This is a genomic window from Arthrobacter sp. D2-10 (assembly GCF_054161285.1).
Genome location: NZ_CP096431.1, coordinates 3,264,247 through 3,279,897 on the forward strand (window position 1 = coordinate 3,264,247; position 15,651 = coordinate 3,279,897).

Sequence of the window (15,651 nt, forward strand, 5' to 3'; positions counted from 1 at the left end):
CGATGGAGAACGCAGTGAGCACAGTAAACAGCACAGTCCAGGCTCTCATCGAGCACTCCAACCGGCTCGGAGCGGACAAGCGCAACACCAACTACGCGGGCGGCAACACGTCCGCGAAGGGCCCCGCCACCGACCCGGTAACCGGTGAGAACGTCGAGCTGCTGTGGGTAAAGGGCTCCGGTGGTGACCTCGGCACGCTCAAGGAGCAGGGTCTGGCCGTGCTGCGCCTGGACCGCCTCCGCGCCCTGACCAACGTCTACCCGGGCCTTGACCGCGAGGACGAGATGGTCGCCGCGTTCGATTACACCCTGCACGGCAAGGGCGGCGCCGCCCCTTCGATCGATACCGCCATGCACGGCCTCGTCGACGCCGCGCACGTTGACCACCTCCACCCGGACTCCGGTATCGCCATCGCCACCGCCGTGGACGGCGAAGCCCTCACCGAGAAAATTTTCGGTGACAAGGTGGTGTGGGTTCCCTGGCGCCGTCCCGGATTCCAGCTCGGCCTGGACATCGCCGCGATCAAGGCCGAGAACCCGCAGGCAGTGGGCACCATCCTCGGTGGGCACGGCATCACCGCCTGGGGCGAGACCTCCGAAGAGGCCGAGAACAACTCCCTGTGGATCATCGAGACCGCTGAGCGTTACATCGCCGAGAACGGCCGCCCGAACCCGTTCGGTGAACCCCTCGAGGGCTACGCGGCGCTCGCACCGGAGGAGCGCCGCGCGAAGGCAGCAGCGCTGGCACCGGTGATCCGCGGCCTGGCTTCCACCGACCGTGCGCAGGTCGGGCACTTCACCGATGACGGCGCTGTCCTGGACTTCCTGAGCGCCTCCGAACATCCGCGGCTGGCAGCCCTGGGCACCTCCTGCCCGGACCACTTCCTGCGCACGAAGGTCAAGCCGCTGGTCCTGGACCTGCCGGCAGATGCTTCCATCGAGGCTTCCGTTGCCCGCCTGAAAGAACTGCACCAGGAGTACCGCGAGGACTACCGCGGCTACTACGAGCGCCATGCCGAGTCTGATTCCCCGGCCATGCGCGGAGCCGACCCCGCGATCGTCCTGATCCCCGGCGTCGGAATGTTCTCCTACGGGGCGAACAAGCAGACCGCCCGCGTCGCAGGCGAGTTCTACATCAACGCCATCAACGTCATGCGCGGTGCTGAGGCGATCTCGACCTACGCACCGATCGATGAGTCGGAGAAGTTCCGCATCGAGTACTGGGCACTGGAAGAGGCCAAGCTCGCGCGGATGCCCAAGCCCAAGTCTCACGCCACCCGTATCGCACTGGTCACCGGCGCGGCCTCGGGTATCGGCAAGGCCATCGCCACCCGCCTGGCCGCTGAGGGTGCGTGCGTGGTCATCGCCGACCTGAACCTCGAAAACGCTGAGAAAGTAGCCGAGGAACTCGGCGGCTCCGACGTTGCTATCGGCGTCCAGGCCGACGTGACCAGCCCCGAGCAGGTTCAGCAGGCGATCGACGCAGCCGTTCTGGCCTTCGGCGGGCTCGACCTCGTGGTCAACAACGCCGGCCTGTCCATCTCCAAGCCGCTGCTGGAAACCTCCGAGAAGGACTGGGACCTGCAGCACAACGTGATGGCCAAGGGCTCGTTCCTGGTCTCGAAGGCCGCCGCGAAGGTCCTCATCGACCAGGAAATGGGCGGGGACATCATTTACATCTCCTCGAAGAACTCCGTCTTCGCCGGCCCGAACAACATCGCGTACTCGGCGACCAAGGCAGACCAGGCCCACCAGGTGCGCCTGCTCGCCGCTGAACTCGGTGAGTACGGTGTCCGGGTCAACGGCATCAACCCCGACGGTGTGGTCCGCGGCTCCGGCATCTTCGCCGGCGGCTGGGGCGCCAAGCGCGCCGCGGTCTACGGCGTGGACGAGGAGAAGCTGGGCGAGTACTACGCCCAGCGGACCCTCCTCAAGCGCGAGGTGCTCCCCGAGAACGTGGCCAACGCCGCCGTCGTACTCACCTCCGCCGAACTGTCCCACACCACCGGGCTGCACGTCCCCGTCGACGCCGGCGTCGCCGCCGCGTTCCTCCGCTAAGTTCCGTCGATGAGTTCGAAGCCTGCGGTCTACGCAGCCATCGATATCGGCGCCTCATCCGGCCGGGTCATCCTCGGCCGGATGGCCACCGACGGCCCGTCCCTCGAAGTCGTGCACCGGTTCCCGAACGGCGTGCAGGAGCTTGACGGCGCACTGCGCTGGAATGTCGCTGCACTCTTCGAGGAAGTGCTGCACGGCCTCACACTCGCGGGGGAGCGGGCGAAGGCCGCCGGCGAGCGGGTGGTGAGCATCGGCGTCGACACCTGGGCCGTGGACTACGGCCTGGTGCACGACGACGGCGAACTCACCTCCCAGCCGCACAGTTACCGTGACTCCCGCACGGCGGATGTGACGGAAAAGGTACACGCCACCGTTCCGTTCGAGCAGCTTTACGAAACAACCGGGCTGCAGTTCCTGCCGTTCAACACGGTCTACCAGCTGGCGGCCGAGCCCTCCCTCGCGAATGTCCAGGCACTGCTGATTCCGGATCTGCTCGGGTTCTGGCTCACGGGGGAGCGCCGAACCGAGGTGACGAATGCCTCGACCACCGGCCTGCTCGACGCATGGACGGGCAACTTCGCCAGCCACCTCTTCGACGCACTCGAGATTCCGCGCCAGATCTTCCCGACACTGATCGAACCCGGACAGGCGCTTGGGTCCCTGCTGCCGTCGATCGCGGAACGCATCGGACTGGATGCCGCAACCCGGGTCGTCGCCGTCGGATCCCACGACACCGCGTCCGCCGTGGCCGCGGTGCCCGCCGGCGAAGCGAACTTCGCCTACATTTCCTCCGGCACCTGGTCGCTCGTCGGCGTCGAGCTTCCCGAACCGATCCTCACCGCAGCCAGCCGCGCCGCAAACTTCACCAACGAACGCGGCGTCGACGGAACAATCCGCTACCTGCGCAACTGCGGCGGCCTGTGGCTGCTGCAGGAGTGCCTGCGTGAATGGGGGCCGTCGGTCACGCTTGAGAGCGTCCTGACGGAGGCGGCTGCTCTGCCGCCCGGCGGCCCACAGATCGACGCCGATTCGGATGACTTCATTGCGCCGGATACTATGCCGGACCGCATCCGGGCCGCGGCGGGTTCCACGCTTGAGTCCCCCGCCGCCGTCGTCCGCTGCATTATGGACAGCCTCGCGCAGGTCTACGCTCGCACGCTTGCCCAAGCCGCCGACCTCAGCGGACAACCGATCGACGTCGTCCACATTGTGGGCGGCGGATCGCAGAACCGGCTGCTGTGCCAGTTGACCGCCGACGTTACGGGCCTGCCCGTGGTTGCCGGTCCGGTTGAGGCGACGGCGCTTGGCAACGTGTTGGTCCAGGCGCGGGCCGACGGCGCACTCGGTGAGGGCGCCACCCTCGCCGACATCCGAGCGGCTGTGAGGAGCACGGCACAGACTCAGAGCTATGAGCCGTCAAGGCATGTCGAAGCAGCACTGACCAACAGCTAAGGCAAAGGATTACAGTGACAGTTCGCACCACACCCATCCGTACCGCCGTCGTGGGAGCCGGAGGAATCGCACAGGGCCAGCATCTGCCCGGGCTGCGGGGGCTCGGCGACCGGATCGAGATTGCGGCGATCGTGGACATGGACGGCAACCGCGCCGCCGAGGTGGCCCGTGAATGGGGCGCGCCGCACTCATTCACGGTGGTGCCGGACATGCTCGAAACGGTGCAACCCGACCTCGTCGTGGTGTGCACTCCCCCCGGCTCCCACACCGACGCGGTGATCCGTTCACTCGACGCCGGCGCCTCGGTCTGGTGTGAGAAACCACCGACCCTGTCGCTCGCCGAGTACGACGCGATCCTCGAACACGAGCGGGAGGACGGCCCGTATGCGTCCTACGTCTTCCAGCACCGGTTCGGCTCGGCTGCGCGAACGCTGCGGTCACAGATCGCAGCCGGTGAGTTGGGCCAACCCCTGATCGGTATCTGCCACACGCTCTGGTACCGGGACGCGGCCTATTACGACGTCGCATGGCGGGGCAAGTGGGAGACCGAGGGCGGTGGTCCTGCCATGGGACACGGGATTCACCAGATGGACCTGTTGCTTTCTCTGCTCGGTGACTGGACCGAAATCAACGCCACCATGGCAACTCTCGGCCGTGACGTCGAAACCGAGGACGTATCCTTTGCCCACGTCACGTTCGAGAACGGCGCGATCGTGTCCGTGGTGAACAGTGTGCTGTCTCCCCGGGAAACCAGCTACCTGCGCTTCGACTTCGCCGATGCCACCGTGGAGGTCGAGCACCTGTACGGCTACGACAATTCGCACTGGAAGTGGACGCCGGCGCCACACGTCAACCCTGACACCGTAAGCTCCTGGGCGCCTACCCGGAACCTCGCCAGCTCGCATGCCGTACAGCTAGAGGAGCTTGTGTCCTCCCTCGAACGTGGGGAACGGCCGGCAGCATCCGGTCACGACGGACGCCGGGTACTTGAGCTCGTGGCAGGCCTGTACCAGTCGGCCATCACAGGACGGCGGGTGCGGCGCAACCAGCTGACCCGCGACAATCCGTTCTACTGGTCCATGAATGGTGAACACTCAACGATCGGGGAAACAGCGAATGCCTGACCTGCAGCTCAGCCGTCCGAACAACAGCGAGCTCGTGATCTCCTGCGGCTCCGTGGACCTGGCGACGTACGTGTTCATTCCACCTGCCACCCGGTCCGAAGCGCCAAAGCCGTATCTGCATCCTCTCCGGACGCTGAGCGGGGCGCCCCTGACCGGCTTCCGCCCCTGGGACCATCGCTGGCACAAGGGCCTGCAGATGACGTGGTCCCACGTTTCCGGACAGAACTTCTGGGGCGGGCCCACCTTCTCTCCGGAGACCGACTATCAGTGGAGGGACAACCTGGGCTCGATCGAGCACGACGGGTTCCCTGCTGTGTCCGCAGCCCCGGACCGCATCGCGCTCGGTGAGGAGCTGACGTGGCGCAACTCCGCCGGCGAGCGGTGGATCTCGGAGCAGCGCGAGACCGTGTTCTCCAGCGTGGACCTGCAGGAACAGTCCTGGCAGCTGGATTTCAGTACCGAACTCACCAACATCTCCGACCGCGTTCTCGACCTTGGCAGTCCCACCACGCACGGACGCCCGAACGCAGGCTATACCGGGTTCTTCTGGCGTGGTCCCCGCAGTTGGACCGGCTGTGCGATCGTCGGTCCTGACGGCGTCGACGGGGAAGCGATGATGGGCACCTCCGCACCCTGGATTGCCTTGGTTGGGGACAATGACGAGCTCGACGGCGGTGCCACCATTGTGGCGTTGGCGGGGACGTCGTCGTCGTCGGTTCCGCTGAAGTGGTTTGTCCGCAGCGAGCCGTTCGCGGCGCTGGCCCCCTCCCCCGCGTTCGACGAGGAGATTTCGCTGGCACCGGGAGAGTCACTGCGGCTGCAGCACCGGTACGTCTTCGTGGACCGGATCTGCGAGCGCGACGACGTCGAGCGGTTGGCCAAACAGGCGGCCCTGTGAGCGCTTCGCCGCCGCTGTTCCCCGGCAGCGTGGGCATGAGCGATTTGCGTGTCTACCAGTGGGAGACCGAAGACGGTCATCACGGCGGGACCCCGCATCTGCATACCGTCTCGAACGAGGGCTACGTGGTGGTCGGCGGGTCCGGGGAAGTACACACGCTCTCGTCGAAGGGTTACGCTTGGGATTCCCTGAAAGCCGGTTCTGTGCTGTGGTTCAGTCCGGGCACCGTGCACCGGCTCATCAACTCCGGGGACCTGCACATCCTGACGGTCATGCAGAACTCGGGCCTGCCCGAGGCCGGCGATGCGGTGCTCACGTTCCCACTCGAGATCGTGCGGGATGCTGACCGCTATCGCTTGGCGGCCACCTTGCCCGAGGGGGACGAAAGCGAGCGGGCAGACGCAGCACGACGGCGGCGCGATCTTGCGATCGAAGGCTACCGCTTCCTCCTGGCTGCCCTGGAGGACGGCGACAGGGGGCCGCTCGAGGAGTTTTACGCAGCTGCCACGGCGTTGGTGCAGCCCCGTGTGGAGGAATGGACCACCCTCTGGTCGGACACCGTCCTTGCCGACGTTGAGACGACGCGCGCCCAACTGGCCTCCCTCGCAGAAGGCGACGCTTCGCACCTGCGGGATGCCGTCGTCGTGCGCGCCGTGCCCCGGCCGGAGCCACGGGCCTTCGGGATGTGCGGGCGGCTTCAGGTGTGGGACGCTCACAGGCCCTAACCCGCGCCCCTGACCAATGCGGCGCCGCAAGAGCGCCGATAAGTGGCAGGATCGCGGGGTAGTGTCCACGTTTTTGCGCAAGCCCGGCACTTTTGCGGATCAGGTTGCTCTCGCAGCGGCGCGCTCGTACGGACGGGGCGCCCTTCCACCTCGATAAGCTCTACGGGTGACCCACCATCCGGGTGCCGGCCTCGGCGCGCTCTTCGTCCTCATCGCCGCGGTGCTGTGGGGCACCACCGGGACGGTTGCCAGCTTCGCTCCCGACGTCGGACCCCTCGCCATCGGCGCGGCCGCCATGGGGGTCGGCGGACTCCTGCAGGCAGCCCTCGCCAGCCCCGGTCTGGCTCAGGCACGTCAGGAATTACGACGGCGGTGGCTCACCATCGCCGTCGGCGGCCTCTCTGTCGCTATCTACCCTCTCGCCTTCTACAGCTCGATGCGCCTGGCCGGCGTGGCAGTCGGCACGGTCATCTCCATCGGCTCGGCACCCATCGCGTCTGCGGTCATCGAGCGGGTGATTGACGGGCACAAGCTGACGCGGCGTTGGGTGAGCGGTGCCGGCGTCGGGCTTGCGGGAGTGGTGCTCCTGACCTTCGTGGAGCCCGCGCACGCGGCTGAAGCCGGCAACGCCGGCGTCGGAGTCCTGCTTGGACTGCTGGCAGGGGCCACCTACGCGCTGTACTCGTGGGCAGCGCACCGCACCATGCAGGGTGGCGTGCCGTCGCGGGTTGCCATGGGCACGATCTTCGGAGTGGGCGGAGTCCTTCTGATGCCGGTGCTCCTCGCCACCGGAGCACCGCTGCTTGAATCCTGGAACAACTTCGCGGTCGGTGCCTACATGGCGCTGGTCCCGATGTTCCTCGGTTATGTGTTCTTCGGGCTCGGCCTCGCCCGGGTCAGGGCAAGCACCGCGACCACTCTGTCCCTGGCGGAACCGGTGGTGGCTGCGATCCTCGCCGTCGTCATCGTGGGTGAGAGGCTGCCCGCGGCCGGATGGATCGGCGTCGCGCTCGTGATCGCGAGCCTTGCCGTGCTTACGGTGCCGGTGCGGCGCAGGATCCCCACGCCTGCCGGAGCGCCCTGACCCGTAACGACGTCCGTTTGGTCACAGCCGCCGTGGAAATGTGGCCGCCTAGAGTGGGAGCATGTGGTGGGAACCGGTGCTCGCAATCCTGGCGGGGCTCCTCCTGCTGTACGCGGTGGCGCTCGTGCTTCTCTACCTCTACGCGCGCCGTCACCCGGAAACGGTGAGCATGCGCAGCGCGATGAGACTGCTGCCGGACCTGCTCAGGCTTTTCCGCTCATTGGTAACTACCCCCGAAGTGCCGACGGTCGTCCGAATGCTCATTGTCGGCTTGCTGGTGTACCTCGTCCTCCCGATCGATCTCGTTCCCGACTTCATCCCGGTCCTCGGTTACGCCGACGACGTGATTGTGGTCGCCGTCATCCTCCGCGCGGTGATCCGGCGGACCGGCCCTGATCTGGTGGCCAGCCTTTGGAAGGGCGACGACGACGGCCTCCGGATTGTCCTCCGCCTCGCCGGAGTGTCCAGGGCTTGACGGCGTAAGCGACGTAACTTTCCGGCAGATTCAGTGGTTTACGCTCCTTTATGCCCCTGGATCTGAGCAAGTTTTCTGGAGTTCAGGGACCAGCGAAATGGCATGCACCGGTCCCGCATTCCGCTAGTTCGCAATGAATTCGACACCAATCCCGGGTGAACTCAACCCCAACCGGCAGTAAACACGTCGTGGTGCAACATCATGGTCGTCAGTATGCTTACTAAACTGCTGCTCGACCGGGAACAGGGTGGGACCATGGTGGATAGAAATGAAGCGCTCGGCGGGAACATGCACGCCCGGACGTCGGCTCGCTCCAGAACTGTCGGAGTGATTCTTGCCGGTGGAATCGGAACCCGGATGGGCCTTGATATTCCAAAGCAACTGGTGCCCATCGCGGGGAAAACGAGTCTCGAGCACACCACAGAGATCTTCCAGAACTGTGGGCTCATCGACGAAGTCCTGGTGATGATGGACCCGCACTGGATCGACCGGGCGCGAGAGCTACTGCCGACGGCGCACTACTCCAAAATCACGGCAATCCTCGCCGGCGGCCGGGACCGCAATGAAACGTCGTTCCTTGCCCTGGAGGAGATCGCCGATCCCCACGCGAAGGTGATCTTCCACGACGCCGTCCGCCCCCTTCTCGACGCCGGAATCATCACGTCCTGCGTCGACGCTCTGGACACCTATTCTGCCGTGGACACCGCCATTCCCTCTGCCGACACCATCATCGAGGTGGACGAGCACGACTTGATCCGGGCCGTACCCCCTCGCGCATCGCTCAGGCGTGGCCAGACACCGCAGGCTTTCCGATGGGAGGTGCTGATGCGGGCCTACTCACTGGCCCGGCAGGACCCGGATTTCGCCGCAACGGATGACTGCAGCGTGGTCCTCAAGTACCAGCCGGAGGTGCCGATCTTCGTTGTCCCCGGACATGAAGCGAACATCAAGCTCACCCATCCCATCGACATCCACCTTGCCGACAAGCTGTTCCAGCTCAAGCACCAGCACCCCGGGGCGATCCCACTACCCACGTCGACGCTGCGAGGCGCGTCCGTCGTAGTGCTCGGAGGAAGCTCGGGCATCGGTGCTGAGCTTGCCCGGCAGCTGAAGGAGGCGGGGGCCGACGTCGTGTGCCACAGCCGGACCGGCAGCGGAACCTTCGTGGAAGACCGGGCGTCCGTCCGGAGCGCACTCGCTTCCGCAGCGGCAAGCTTCGGGAAAATAGATCACATCGTGCTCACCGCCGGCGTCCTGACCGTGGGCGAACTGGTCACCCTGACAGACGAGCAGCTGCAGCATGATGTCGGAGTCAACCTGATGGCGGCGTTCGTTGTGGCGCAGGAGGCACACTCCTACCTCCGGGAGTCGCAGGGCTCGCTCCTGCTCTTCTCCTCCAGCTCCTACACCCGTGGCCGCGCCAAGTACACCGTCTACTCCGCTACCAAGGCTGCACTGGTAAACCTGACCCAGGCATTGGCTGATGAATGGAGTGGCGATCACATCCGCGTCAACTGCATCAGTCCCAGCCGCACGGCCACACCAATGCGGGAGAAGGCTTTCGGGATGGAGGACCAGAACACGCTGGTGCAGGCGGCCACCGTTGCTTCCTCAAGTGTTCAGGTGCTGGCTTCCGACTCCACCGGCCAGATCTTCGATGTCCGCCTACCGCAGACAGACCCCCTGCTCACGGAATTGGAATCGGTCCTTTGAACGGGTCCTTGACGGCGGACACGCTGCGGCTGACCGTCTCTAAGGTGACCGTCCCTGCCGGCGAACCCCTTTCCCTCCTGCTTGGTGGCCGGCGAATCTGGACCTTCAAGGCGCCGAGCGAAGCTGCGGCGGCGCCCAGCTGGTCTGTGGAGTGGCCACCTGCACTGGCTGAACGGCTGGCCGGACGCGCAGCCCTCGCCGTCGAGCGCAATGGTATTCGAGTGGTGGAAGAGCATCTCGTCTCCTTTGACGGCACAACCGACGAACTGCACCTGACAGAACCAGGCACGGGCTTCCCCCAGGTGGTCAACAAGTGGGGGCGCGTTGCCCGCTCCTTCGAAGGAAGGGATGCTGCCCTGGTCGAGGAGGTCCTCGACGAGGTCGAGCACCTGATCAGCGTCCTCCGCCGCGAACTGGGGATCGACCTCTTCGTCACCGGCGGCACCTTGCTGGGACCTGTCCGCAACGGCAGAATCATGGCAAACGACGACGACGCCGACCTCGCCTACCTGAGCACGCACGGCAATCCGTCCGACGTTGCCCTGGAAAGCTTCACGATAGAACGAACACTGCTAACCCACGGGTATGAAGTGGTGCGCCATTCGAGCGGACACCTCCAGTTGATGTTTCCGGGCGGAAGCATCACTGACCGCTTTTACATCGACATTTTCAGTTACTTCGTGTGTTCCGGATGGTTCTACGGCACCTTCCACGCACGGGAGCGTGCCGAGCGCGTAACCATTCTCCCCCTGAAGCCGCTTCCCGTTAACGGGCGCCTGCTCCCCGGTCCAGCGGAGCCCGGACAACTCCTCGAAGCAATCTATGGGCCCACCTGGGAGACGCCTGATCCGACCTTCACCTTCGTCACCCCGCCTCCTGCATTCCGCCGGTTCTACTGGTGGCTGAACCACTTCGATGTCGACCGGGAGAATTGGGAGGATCACCACAGGGTGGACATCGCCGCGGGCCCAGCCGACACCGAGTCAGACGTTGCCCGGAAGGCTCTCCAGGTTTTCGGAGAGGGCTCCACCGTCCTGGAACTCGGGTGCGGATTAGGCGCTGATGCTCGATTCCTTGCAGCCTCTGGGTTCGGAGTTCTGGCAATTGATTACAGCCGCCCAGCCATCCAGTACGCGCGGGCTCAACAAGACCCGGCTACAGGGTCCTCTCACTTCGAAACGGCCAACCTGAACTCAGCGCGCTCCGCCCTCCACGTGCGGAAGCTGTGCACTGCATTCACGAACCCGGTACATGTCTACGGGAATCACCTTTTCGACGCGCTGAGTCCGCTCGGCTGGGACACCACCCTGATGTTGGTCAAACATCTCCTCAACAACAGCGGCAGTCGCGCACTGTTCGAAATCAGGACCGGCAGCACCGGCGAACCAGTCCGGTGGAGCGGCTGCCAGCTTGTTGACTGGGATCGCTTCCAGGAGCAGCTCCATCGTTACGAGCTGAGCATCGAGGACGAGGAAGAAGCTGCACAGAACGAGGCAGATGCAGGCTCGACACACAGACGCGTCGTCGTACGGAAGGAGAACAGGTGAAGAGGATCCGGGTAGGAAAGCGGACATCGCACCGTGACGTCATGGACCAGCTGGCGGACCTCCAGCTGGAAGTGCAGGCGCTGAAAGCTGAAGTAGCACGCCTCGACGCCGACCTCGACGAGTCACGCAGGCTGAACCTGCGCGCAGCCGAACTGCTCGACGTCGTCTACCAGGAGTTGGGAGACCGCCATGACCGGGCCACGTTGTAACCGACCCATCGAAGTGATCGGCGGGTTTGAAAGCACGTTCCTGCCGGCTCATGACCGGGACATCTTCGAAACCACCCAACATGACCTCCGGTGGCGGGAGGACCTGCGGTTACTGAGCAACTCCGGCATTGTGCGGTTGCGATACCCGGTCAGGTGGCATCGCGTCGAGGAGACCGAGGGCAGCTATGACTGGTCGACGACCGATGAGGTTCTCGGCTTCCTCCGGGACGAGGGCTTCCGCCCCATCGTTGACCTCGTCCATCACACGAGCTACCCCCGCTGGCTTTCCGACGGGTTCGCCGATGCACGGTTCGGTGACGCCTACCTTCGCTACGCGGAGGCTTTTGCTCGACGCTACCCGTGGATCGAGGAATACACCCTCTTCAATGAACCCTTCTCCACCCTGTTCCTCAGCGGCCATGAGGCTATCTGGCCGCCGTATCACTCCGGCCTGCAGGGCTTCGTCGATCTGATCGTGAACGTGCTGCCCGCGGTAGCCGAGGCCAGCCGCCTTTACCGCACGCTGCTGCCCCACGCTCGCCACGTTTGGGTAGACACCTGCGAGTTCCACACGGGGTCGGACGCAGCGGGCCAGTCCTACGCTGACATGGCGAACGAGCGCCGCTTCCTGGTGCTCGATGCCTTCCTCGGCAGAGACTACGACGACGGCGGCCAGCTCGCACGCGATCTTGAGCCGGTGGGCGGCGAGCGCCTGAAGGGCCTGGTCCCCGGCTTCGTGGATGTCCTCGGGCTGGACTACTACGCTCACTGCCAGTGGAACTTCTCCATAGCGGGAGGATCAACCCCCACGCCGACGCCTCTTCCCCTGGCGGATCAGATCGGGCAGTACTGGGAGCGCTACGGGCTTCCCTGCATGATCACCGAGACGAACGTCCGTGGCCACACCTCTGACCGCGCAACCTGGTTCAAGTACGTCCTTGAACAGTGCGAGATCGCGCAGGAACGGGGGGTTCCCCTCGAAGGCCTGTGTTGGTTCCCCGTCATCGACTCCACCGACTGGGATTCCCTGCTGTTCCGCTGTGACGGCCATATTGACCCCGTGGGGGTCTACTGGCTGGACGAGAACCTCGAGCGGCGGAGCTCCGTCATGGCGACCTCGTATGCGCTGGCCGCCGGCGGTGCACGAGCGCTTGACCTTCCCGCCTACCGGTTCCAGCAACCCGTGGATGCCTGGCTCAAGGGCTATCTACCGCAGATGTCGCACTGGAATTGGCAGGAGCCACCCTCTACCGATATTGGATCCAGCCTCCCCCGAACAACCACACGTATGGAATTGAGGATCGTCGATGCAAAGTGAACTCATTGTCCTGTCACACCTCCGCTGGGATTGGGTCTGGCAGCGGCCGCAGCAACTCGTGTCGAGGCTCGGCAAAGCGCCGGCGCGCAAGACATGGTTCGTGGAGGAGCCGCTCACTCCTGCGGGTGGGACCACCGAGAATCGGCTCAACAGCAACGAGGTCGACGGTCTCACACGCGTCTGGCTTGAGATCCCCGAGCAGGGCAGGCACGTCGGCTTCTTCGATGAAGTGATGCCCGACTACGTGGAACAACTCCCGAAGCTGATCGGCGAGCCCGAGGGTGAGCGGGTCGTCTGGATCTATACGCCGCTTGCACTTGAGGCCGCCCTCGCTCTCAAACCCACCACTTTGGTGTACGACATCATGGATGACCTTGCGGCCTTCAAGGATGCCGCTCCTGAGCTTCTGGTGCGCCAGCGGCAGGCCCTGAGGAAAGCCGACGTCGTTTTCGCTGGAGGGAGATCGCTCCACCGGTCCGTCGTCAAACAGGGCAGAGAGGACGCACATCTCGTGCCAAGCGGGGTAGCTGCGGAGCACTACGCCGCGGCCGGCCGCGCGGCCGGCACGGACCGCAGCACACGAACTGCCGGGTACGTCGGAGTCCTCGACGAACGACTTGATCTCGCCCTGGTGGCAGAGCTCGCCGAACGGCTTCCGGACTGGGAGATCCGTATGATCGGCCCCATTTGCAAGATCGACGCCGCGGATCTCCCGCAAGCGCCGAACATCAGCTATCTGGGTCAGCAGGCCTACGAGGATCTTCCCCGCCTGATGGCTGACCTGGATGTGGCGCTGATGCCATTTGCCTTGAACGAATCGACCAGATCGATCAGCCCCACGAAGACGCTTGAGTACCTCGCGGCCGGTCTTCCGGTTGTATCAACCCGGGTACCCGACGTAGTGGCCGATTTCGAGGGCGTGGTGGAGCTCAGGAATGATGCGCGTGGTTTTGCGGCGGCCTGTGTCGACCTTCAGGGACAGGCCGGCAGGAAGGCACGGGCTACCGAGTTGAAGCGGCTTATGAAGCACCACCACTGGGACCGTATTGCGGGGCTCATGGAGAAACTGGTGTTCACGGCTGCGAACGCCAATTCAGAAGCCGATGCCGCCGAGGCGACTGCTTAGCTGCCATGGCTGCCGGCAACAGAGCTGCGGATACTTATCTCTCCTCCGAGTACCCGCCGCCCGGACACCTGCTCCTTCACCTCAGCGACACCCACATCCTGGGCAGGGGCGAGCCACTGTACGGAGCCGTGGACAGCGAGGCCCGGCTCCGGCAATTGCTTGGGAGCATCCGGGCTTCGAATCTCCGGCCGGACGCCCTCATCCTCACGGGGGACCTGACCGACAGGGGTGAGCCGGCGGCGTACCGGAAGCTGCGCAGCGTCGTCGAACCGGTGGCCCGAGAGACCGGCGCTCAGCTCATCTGGCTGATGGGCAATCATGATCGCCGTGAAAATCTCCGCGCCTGTCTTCTGGGGGAAGCACCTGCGGCCACCCCGTTGTACCGGAGCTACCTGCTGGGTGGACTGCGGATCATCACCCTGGACACCTCGGTGCCCGGGTACCACTATGGGTCGCTCGATTCCGAACAACTCGCTTGGCTAGCGGCAGAACTGGCGACACCCGCACCGGAGGGCACCATTCTTGCGATGCATCATCCTCCCATCCCGATGATCCAGAACCTTGCGGTGCTGACGGAGCTGCGGAACCAGGACCGTCTGCGCCGGGTCATTGAAGGGTCGGACGTACGGCTCATCCTTGCCGGACACCTTCATGTCTCGACCTCGTCGATGTTCGCCGGCATCCCGGTCTCCGTGGCATCGGCAACCTGCTACACCCAGGATCTGCACGTGCCCGACGGCGGCGCCCGCGGGTGGGATGGCGGCCAGGGCCACAACCTCGTGCATGTCTACCCCGGAACCATCGTCAATTCGGTTGCGCCGCTAGGATCTTTCAGCACGGTTGGAACACACCTGTCAGCAGAAGAAGTCGAAGAGCGGGTTCGCGGCGCCGGAGTTTCCAGCGGTAACTAGCAGTAGCGCTCCCGTCACATCCGCCCGAACTTCGAGCGCACCAGCGCGAAAGCACCGTAACAAATCAGGCCGACGGCGATCGAGATGAGCAGCGGCATGCCGAACGGGTGATCGGTCAACGCCTTCAGGCTGCCGTCCAGCCCGGTGGACCGTTCCGGATCATGGGTGACCACCGCGGCCACGAACAAAACTCCCACGAGGATGAGAGCGAGGCCCTTTGCAACGTGGCCGATCACGCCGAGTATCTCGATGAGAGCACCCCGCCGCGTGTCCTCGAAGTGACGGAGCTCAGGCCGGAACTTGCGCAGGATCCCCTTGAAAACGAAGTACACCCCAATGCCGAACACGGTCCCGCCCACCGCGAGGATCACGAAGACCCCGAAGGGCGAACCCATCATCGCCGCAGTGAAGTCACGCGTGGATTCACTCGAGTCAGCCTTGCCGCCGAACGCGAATCTCGCGAAGGTGAAGGCCATACTGCCGTAGATGATGCTCAGCGACCCTGACGAGATTGTCTTCGAGATCTGTTCCCCGGTCGGAAGGTGACGGGCCCGCAGGGTAGCCTCGCTGAACTGCCAGACAGCCAGCCCGAAACAGCCGACGGCGCACGCCCACATGGTCCACGGGCCGAGGGTCCCCCCAGCCAGGCGTTCCAGCGCCCCCGTAGGCTCCGCCTCGCCGTTTCCCCCGAACGCGATCTGCAAAGCGATGATTCCGATGAGCACATGCACTATAGCGAGAACAGCGAACCCGAAGCGGGCGACGACGTCGAGCGCCTTATGGTCCGACACCTCTTCCGCGACGTCCGCGGCCTCCCGTGCCCGAGAATTCTCGTCCGTTGACATCACCGCTCCTGTAGTGCCCTGAGTATTTCAGGGTACAGCGGCAGGAAGTTTCTTGGTGCGAACCCTGAGTGCAGGGGTGGCACAGGGCCCACCGGGGAACTCACCGCACCAGCTGTCGTTTTAACTTTCACCAGTCCCCTCCGCTCTTACTGCTGGAAGGACCACTC

The 15,651-nt window shown here is 64.8% G+C and carries 14 protein-coding genes; 13 read left to right on the top strand and 1 reads right to left on the bottom strand.

Annotated elements, in window-relative coordinates:
- Positions 1 to 2: 2 nt before the first annotated feature.
- The 13 genes from M1D74_RS15255 (at position 3) to M1D74_RS15315 (ending at position 14,639) form a co-directional block, all read left to right on the top strand.
- Complete coding sequence (locus M1D74_RS15255) at positions 3 to 2,057, top strand: bifunctional aldolase/short-chain dehydrogenase (protein ID WP_458115855.1); 2,055 nt, start codon at positions 3 to 5, stop codon at positions 2,055 to 2,057.
- A 9-nt stretch (positions 2,058 to 2,066) separates the two neighbouring features.
- Positions 2,067 to 3,509, top strand: coding sequence for a rhamnulokinase (locus tag M1D74_RS15260; protein WP_458115856.1), 1,443 nt, complete (start codon positions 2,067 to 2,069; stop codon positions 3,507 to 3,509).
- A gap of 14 nt (positions 3,510 to 3,523) precedes the next feature.
- Complete coding sequence (locus tag M1D74_RS15265; RefSeq protein WP_458115857.1) at positions 3,524 to 4,633, top strand: Gfo/Idh/MocA family protein; 1,110 nt, start codon at positions 3,524 to 3,526, stop codon at positions 4,631 to 4,633.
- Entirely contained in the window at positions 4,626 to 5,531 is a 906-nt protein-coding gene (locus M1D74_RS15270) for a DUF6807 domain-containing protein (protein ID WP_458115858.1), read from the top strand. The genes M1D74_RS15265 and M1D74_RS15270 overlap by 8 nt, the downstream gene beginning before the upstream one ends.
- Before the next feature lie 35 nt (positions 5,532 to 5,566).
- On the top strand, positions 5,567 to 6,256 hold the full coding sequence (locus tag M1D74_RS15275; RefSeq protein ID WP_458115859.1) for a cupin domain-containing protein: 690 nt from the start codon (positions 5,567 to 5,569) through the stop codon (positions 6,254 to 6,256).
- A gap of 166 nt (positions 6,257 to 6,422) precedes the next feature.
- Positions 6,423 to 7,340 (top strand): DMT family transporter, encoded by a 918-nt coding sequence (locus M1D74_RS15280; protein ID WP_458115860.1) that lies wholly within the window; start codon positions 6,423 to 6,425, stop codon positions 7,338 to 7,340.
- Between the two features lie 61 nt (positions 7,341 to 7,401).
- Positions 7,402 to 7,815, top strand: coding sequence for a YkvA family protein (locus M1D74_RS15285; RefSeq protein ID WP_309123822.1), 414 nt, complete (start codon positions 7,402 to 7,404; stop codon positions 7,813 to 7,815).
- Between the two features lie 213 nt (positions 7,816 to 8,028).
- A complete protein-coding gene (locus M1D74_RS15290; protein ID WP_458115861.1) occupies positions 8,029 to 9,528 on the top strand; it encodes an SDR family NAD(P)-dependent oxidoreductase in 1,500 nt (499 codons plus the stop codon).
- A 44-nt stretch (positions 9,529 to 9,572) separates the two neighbouring features.
- On the top strand, positions 9,573 to 11,075 hold the full coding sequence (locus M1D74_RS15295; RefSeq protein WP_458115862.1) for a class I SAM-dependent methyltransferase: 1,503 nt from the start codon (positions 9,573 to 9,575) through the stop codon (positions 11,073 to 11,075).
- Positions 11,072 to 11,284 carry a DUF6752 domain-containing protein gene (locus M1D74_RS15300; protein ID WP_309070236.1) on the top strand — a complete coding sequence of 71 codons (213 nt, stop codon included), beginning with the start codon at positions 11,072 to 11,074 and terminating at the stop codon, positions 11,282 to 11,284. The genes M1D74_RS15295 and M1D74_RS15300 overlap by 4 nt, the downstream gene beginning before the upstream one ends.
- Complete coding sequence (locus tag M1D74_RS15305; RefSeq protein ID WP_458115863.1) at positions 11,265 to 12,602, top strand: family 1 glycosylhydrolase; 1,338 nt, start codon at positions 11,265 to 11,267, stop codon at positions 12,600 to 12,602. Before M1D74_RS15300 ends, M1D74_RS15305 begins: the two co-directional genes overlap by 20 nt.
- Positions 12,592 to 13,728 (top strand): glycosyltransferase, encoded by a 1,137-nt coding sequence (locus tag M1D74_RS15310; RefSeq protein WP_309070238.1) that lies wholly within the window; start codon positions 12,592 to 12,594, stop codon positions 13,726 to 13,728. The genes M1D74_RS15305 and M1D74_RS15310 overlap by 11 nt, the downstream gene beginning before the upstream one ends.
- Before the next feature lie 5 nt (positions 13,729 to 13,733).
- The gene (locus M1D74_RS15315; RefSeq protein WP_309070239.1) at positions 13,734 to 14,639 is read left to right on the top strand and encodes a phosphodiesterase; all 906 of its coding nucleotides are present in this window, start codon (positions 13,734 to 13,736) and stop codon (positions 14,637 to 14,639) included.
- Positions 14,640 to 14,653: 14 nt separating this feature from the next.
- Here M1D74_RS15315 and M1D74_RS15320 read toward each other — a convergent pair whose 3' ends face one another.
- Positions 14,654 to 15,484 carry a DUF1206 domain-containing protein gene (locus tag M1D74_RS15320; RefSeq protein WP_309070240.1) on the bottom strand — a complete coding sequence of 277 codons (831 nt, stop codon included), beginning with the start codon at positions 15,482 to 15,484 and terminating at the stop codon, positions 14,654 to 14,656.
- Positions 15,485 to 15,651 lie beyond the last annotated feature (167 nt).

Bases quoted from the DNA above. Each gene is read 5' to 3' on its own strand.
- M1D74_RS15255 (WP_458115855.1), top strand. From the start codon at position 3: ATGGAGAACGCAGTGAGCACAGTAAACAGCACAGTCCAGGCTCTCATC.
- M1D74_RS15260 (WP_458115856.1), top strand. From the start codon at position 2,067: ATGAGTTCGAAGCCTGCGGTCTACGCAGCCATCGATATCGGCGCCTCA.
- M1D74_RS15270 (WP_458115858.1), top strand. From the start codon at position 4,626: ATGCCTGACCTGCAGCTCAGCCGTCCGAACAACAGCGAGCTCGTGATC.
- M1D74_RS15275 (WP_458115859.1), top strand. From the start codon at position 5,567: ATGAGCGATTTGCGTGTCTACCAGTGGGAGACCGAAGACGGTCATCAC.
- M1D74_RS15285 (WP_309123822.1), top strand. From the start codon at position 7,402: ATGTGGTGGGAACCGGTGCTCGCAATCCTGGCGGGGCTCCTCCTGCTG.
- M1D74_RS15290 (WP_458115861.1), top strand. From the start codon at position 8,029: ATGCTTACTAAACTGCTGCTCGACCGGGAACAGGGTGGGACCATGGTG.
- M1D74_RS15305 (WP_458115863.1), top strand. From the start codon at position 11,265: ATGACCGGGCCACGTTGTAACCGACCCATCGAAGTGATCGGCGGGTTT.
- M1D74_RS15310 (WP_309070238.1), top strand. From the start codon at position 12,592: ATGCAAAGTGAACTCATTGTCCTGTCACACCTCCGCTGGGATTGGGTC.
- M1D74_RS15315 (WP_309070239.1), top strand. From the start codon at position 13,734: ATGGCTGCCGGCAACAGAGCTGCGGATACTTATCTCTCCTCCGAGTAC.
- M1D74_RS15320 (WP_309070240.1), bottom strand. From the start codon at position 15,484: ATGTCAACGGACGAGAATTCTCGGGCACGGGAGGCCGCGGACGTCGCG.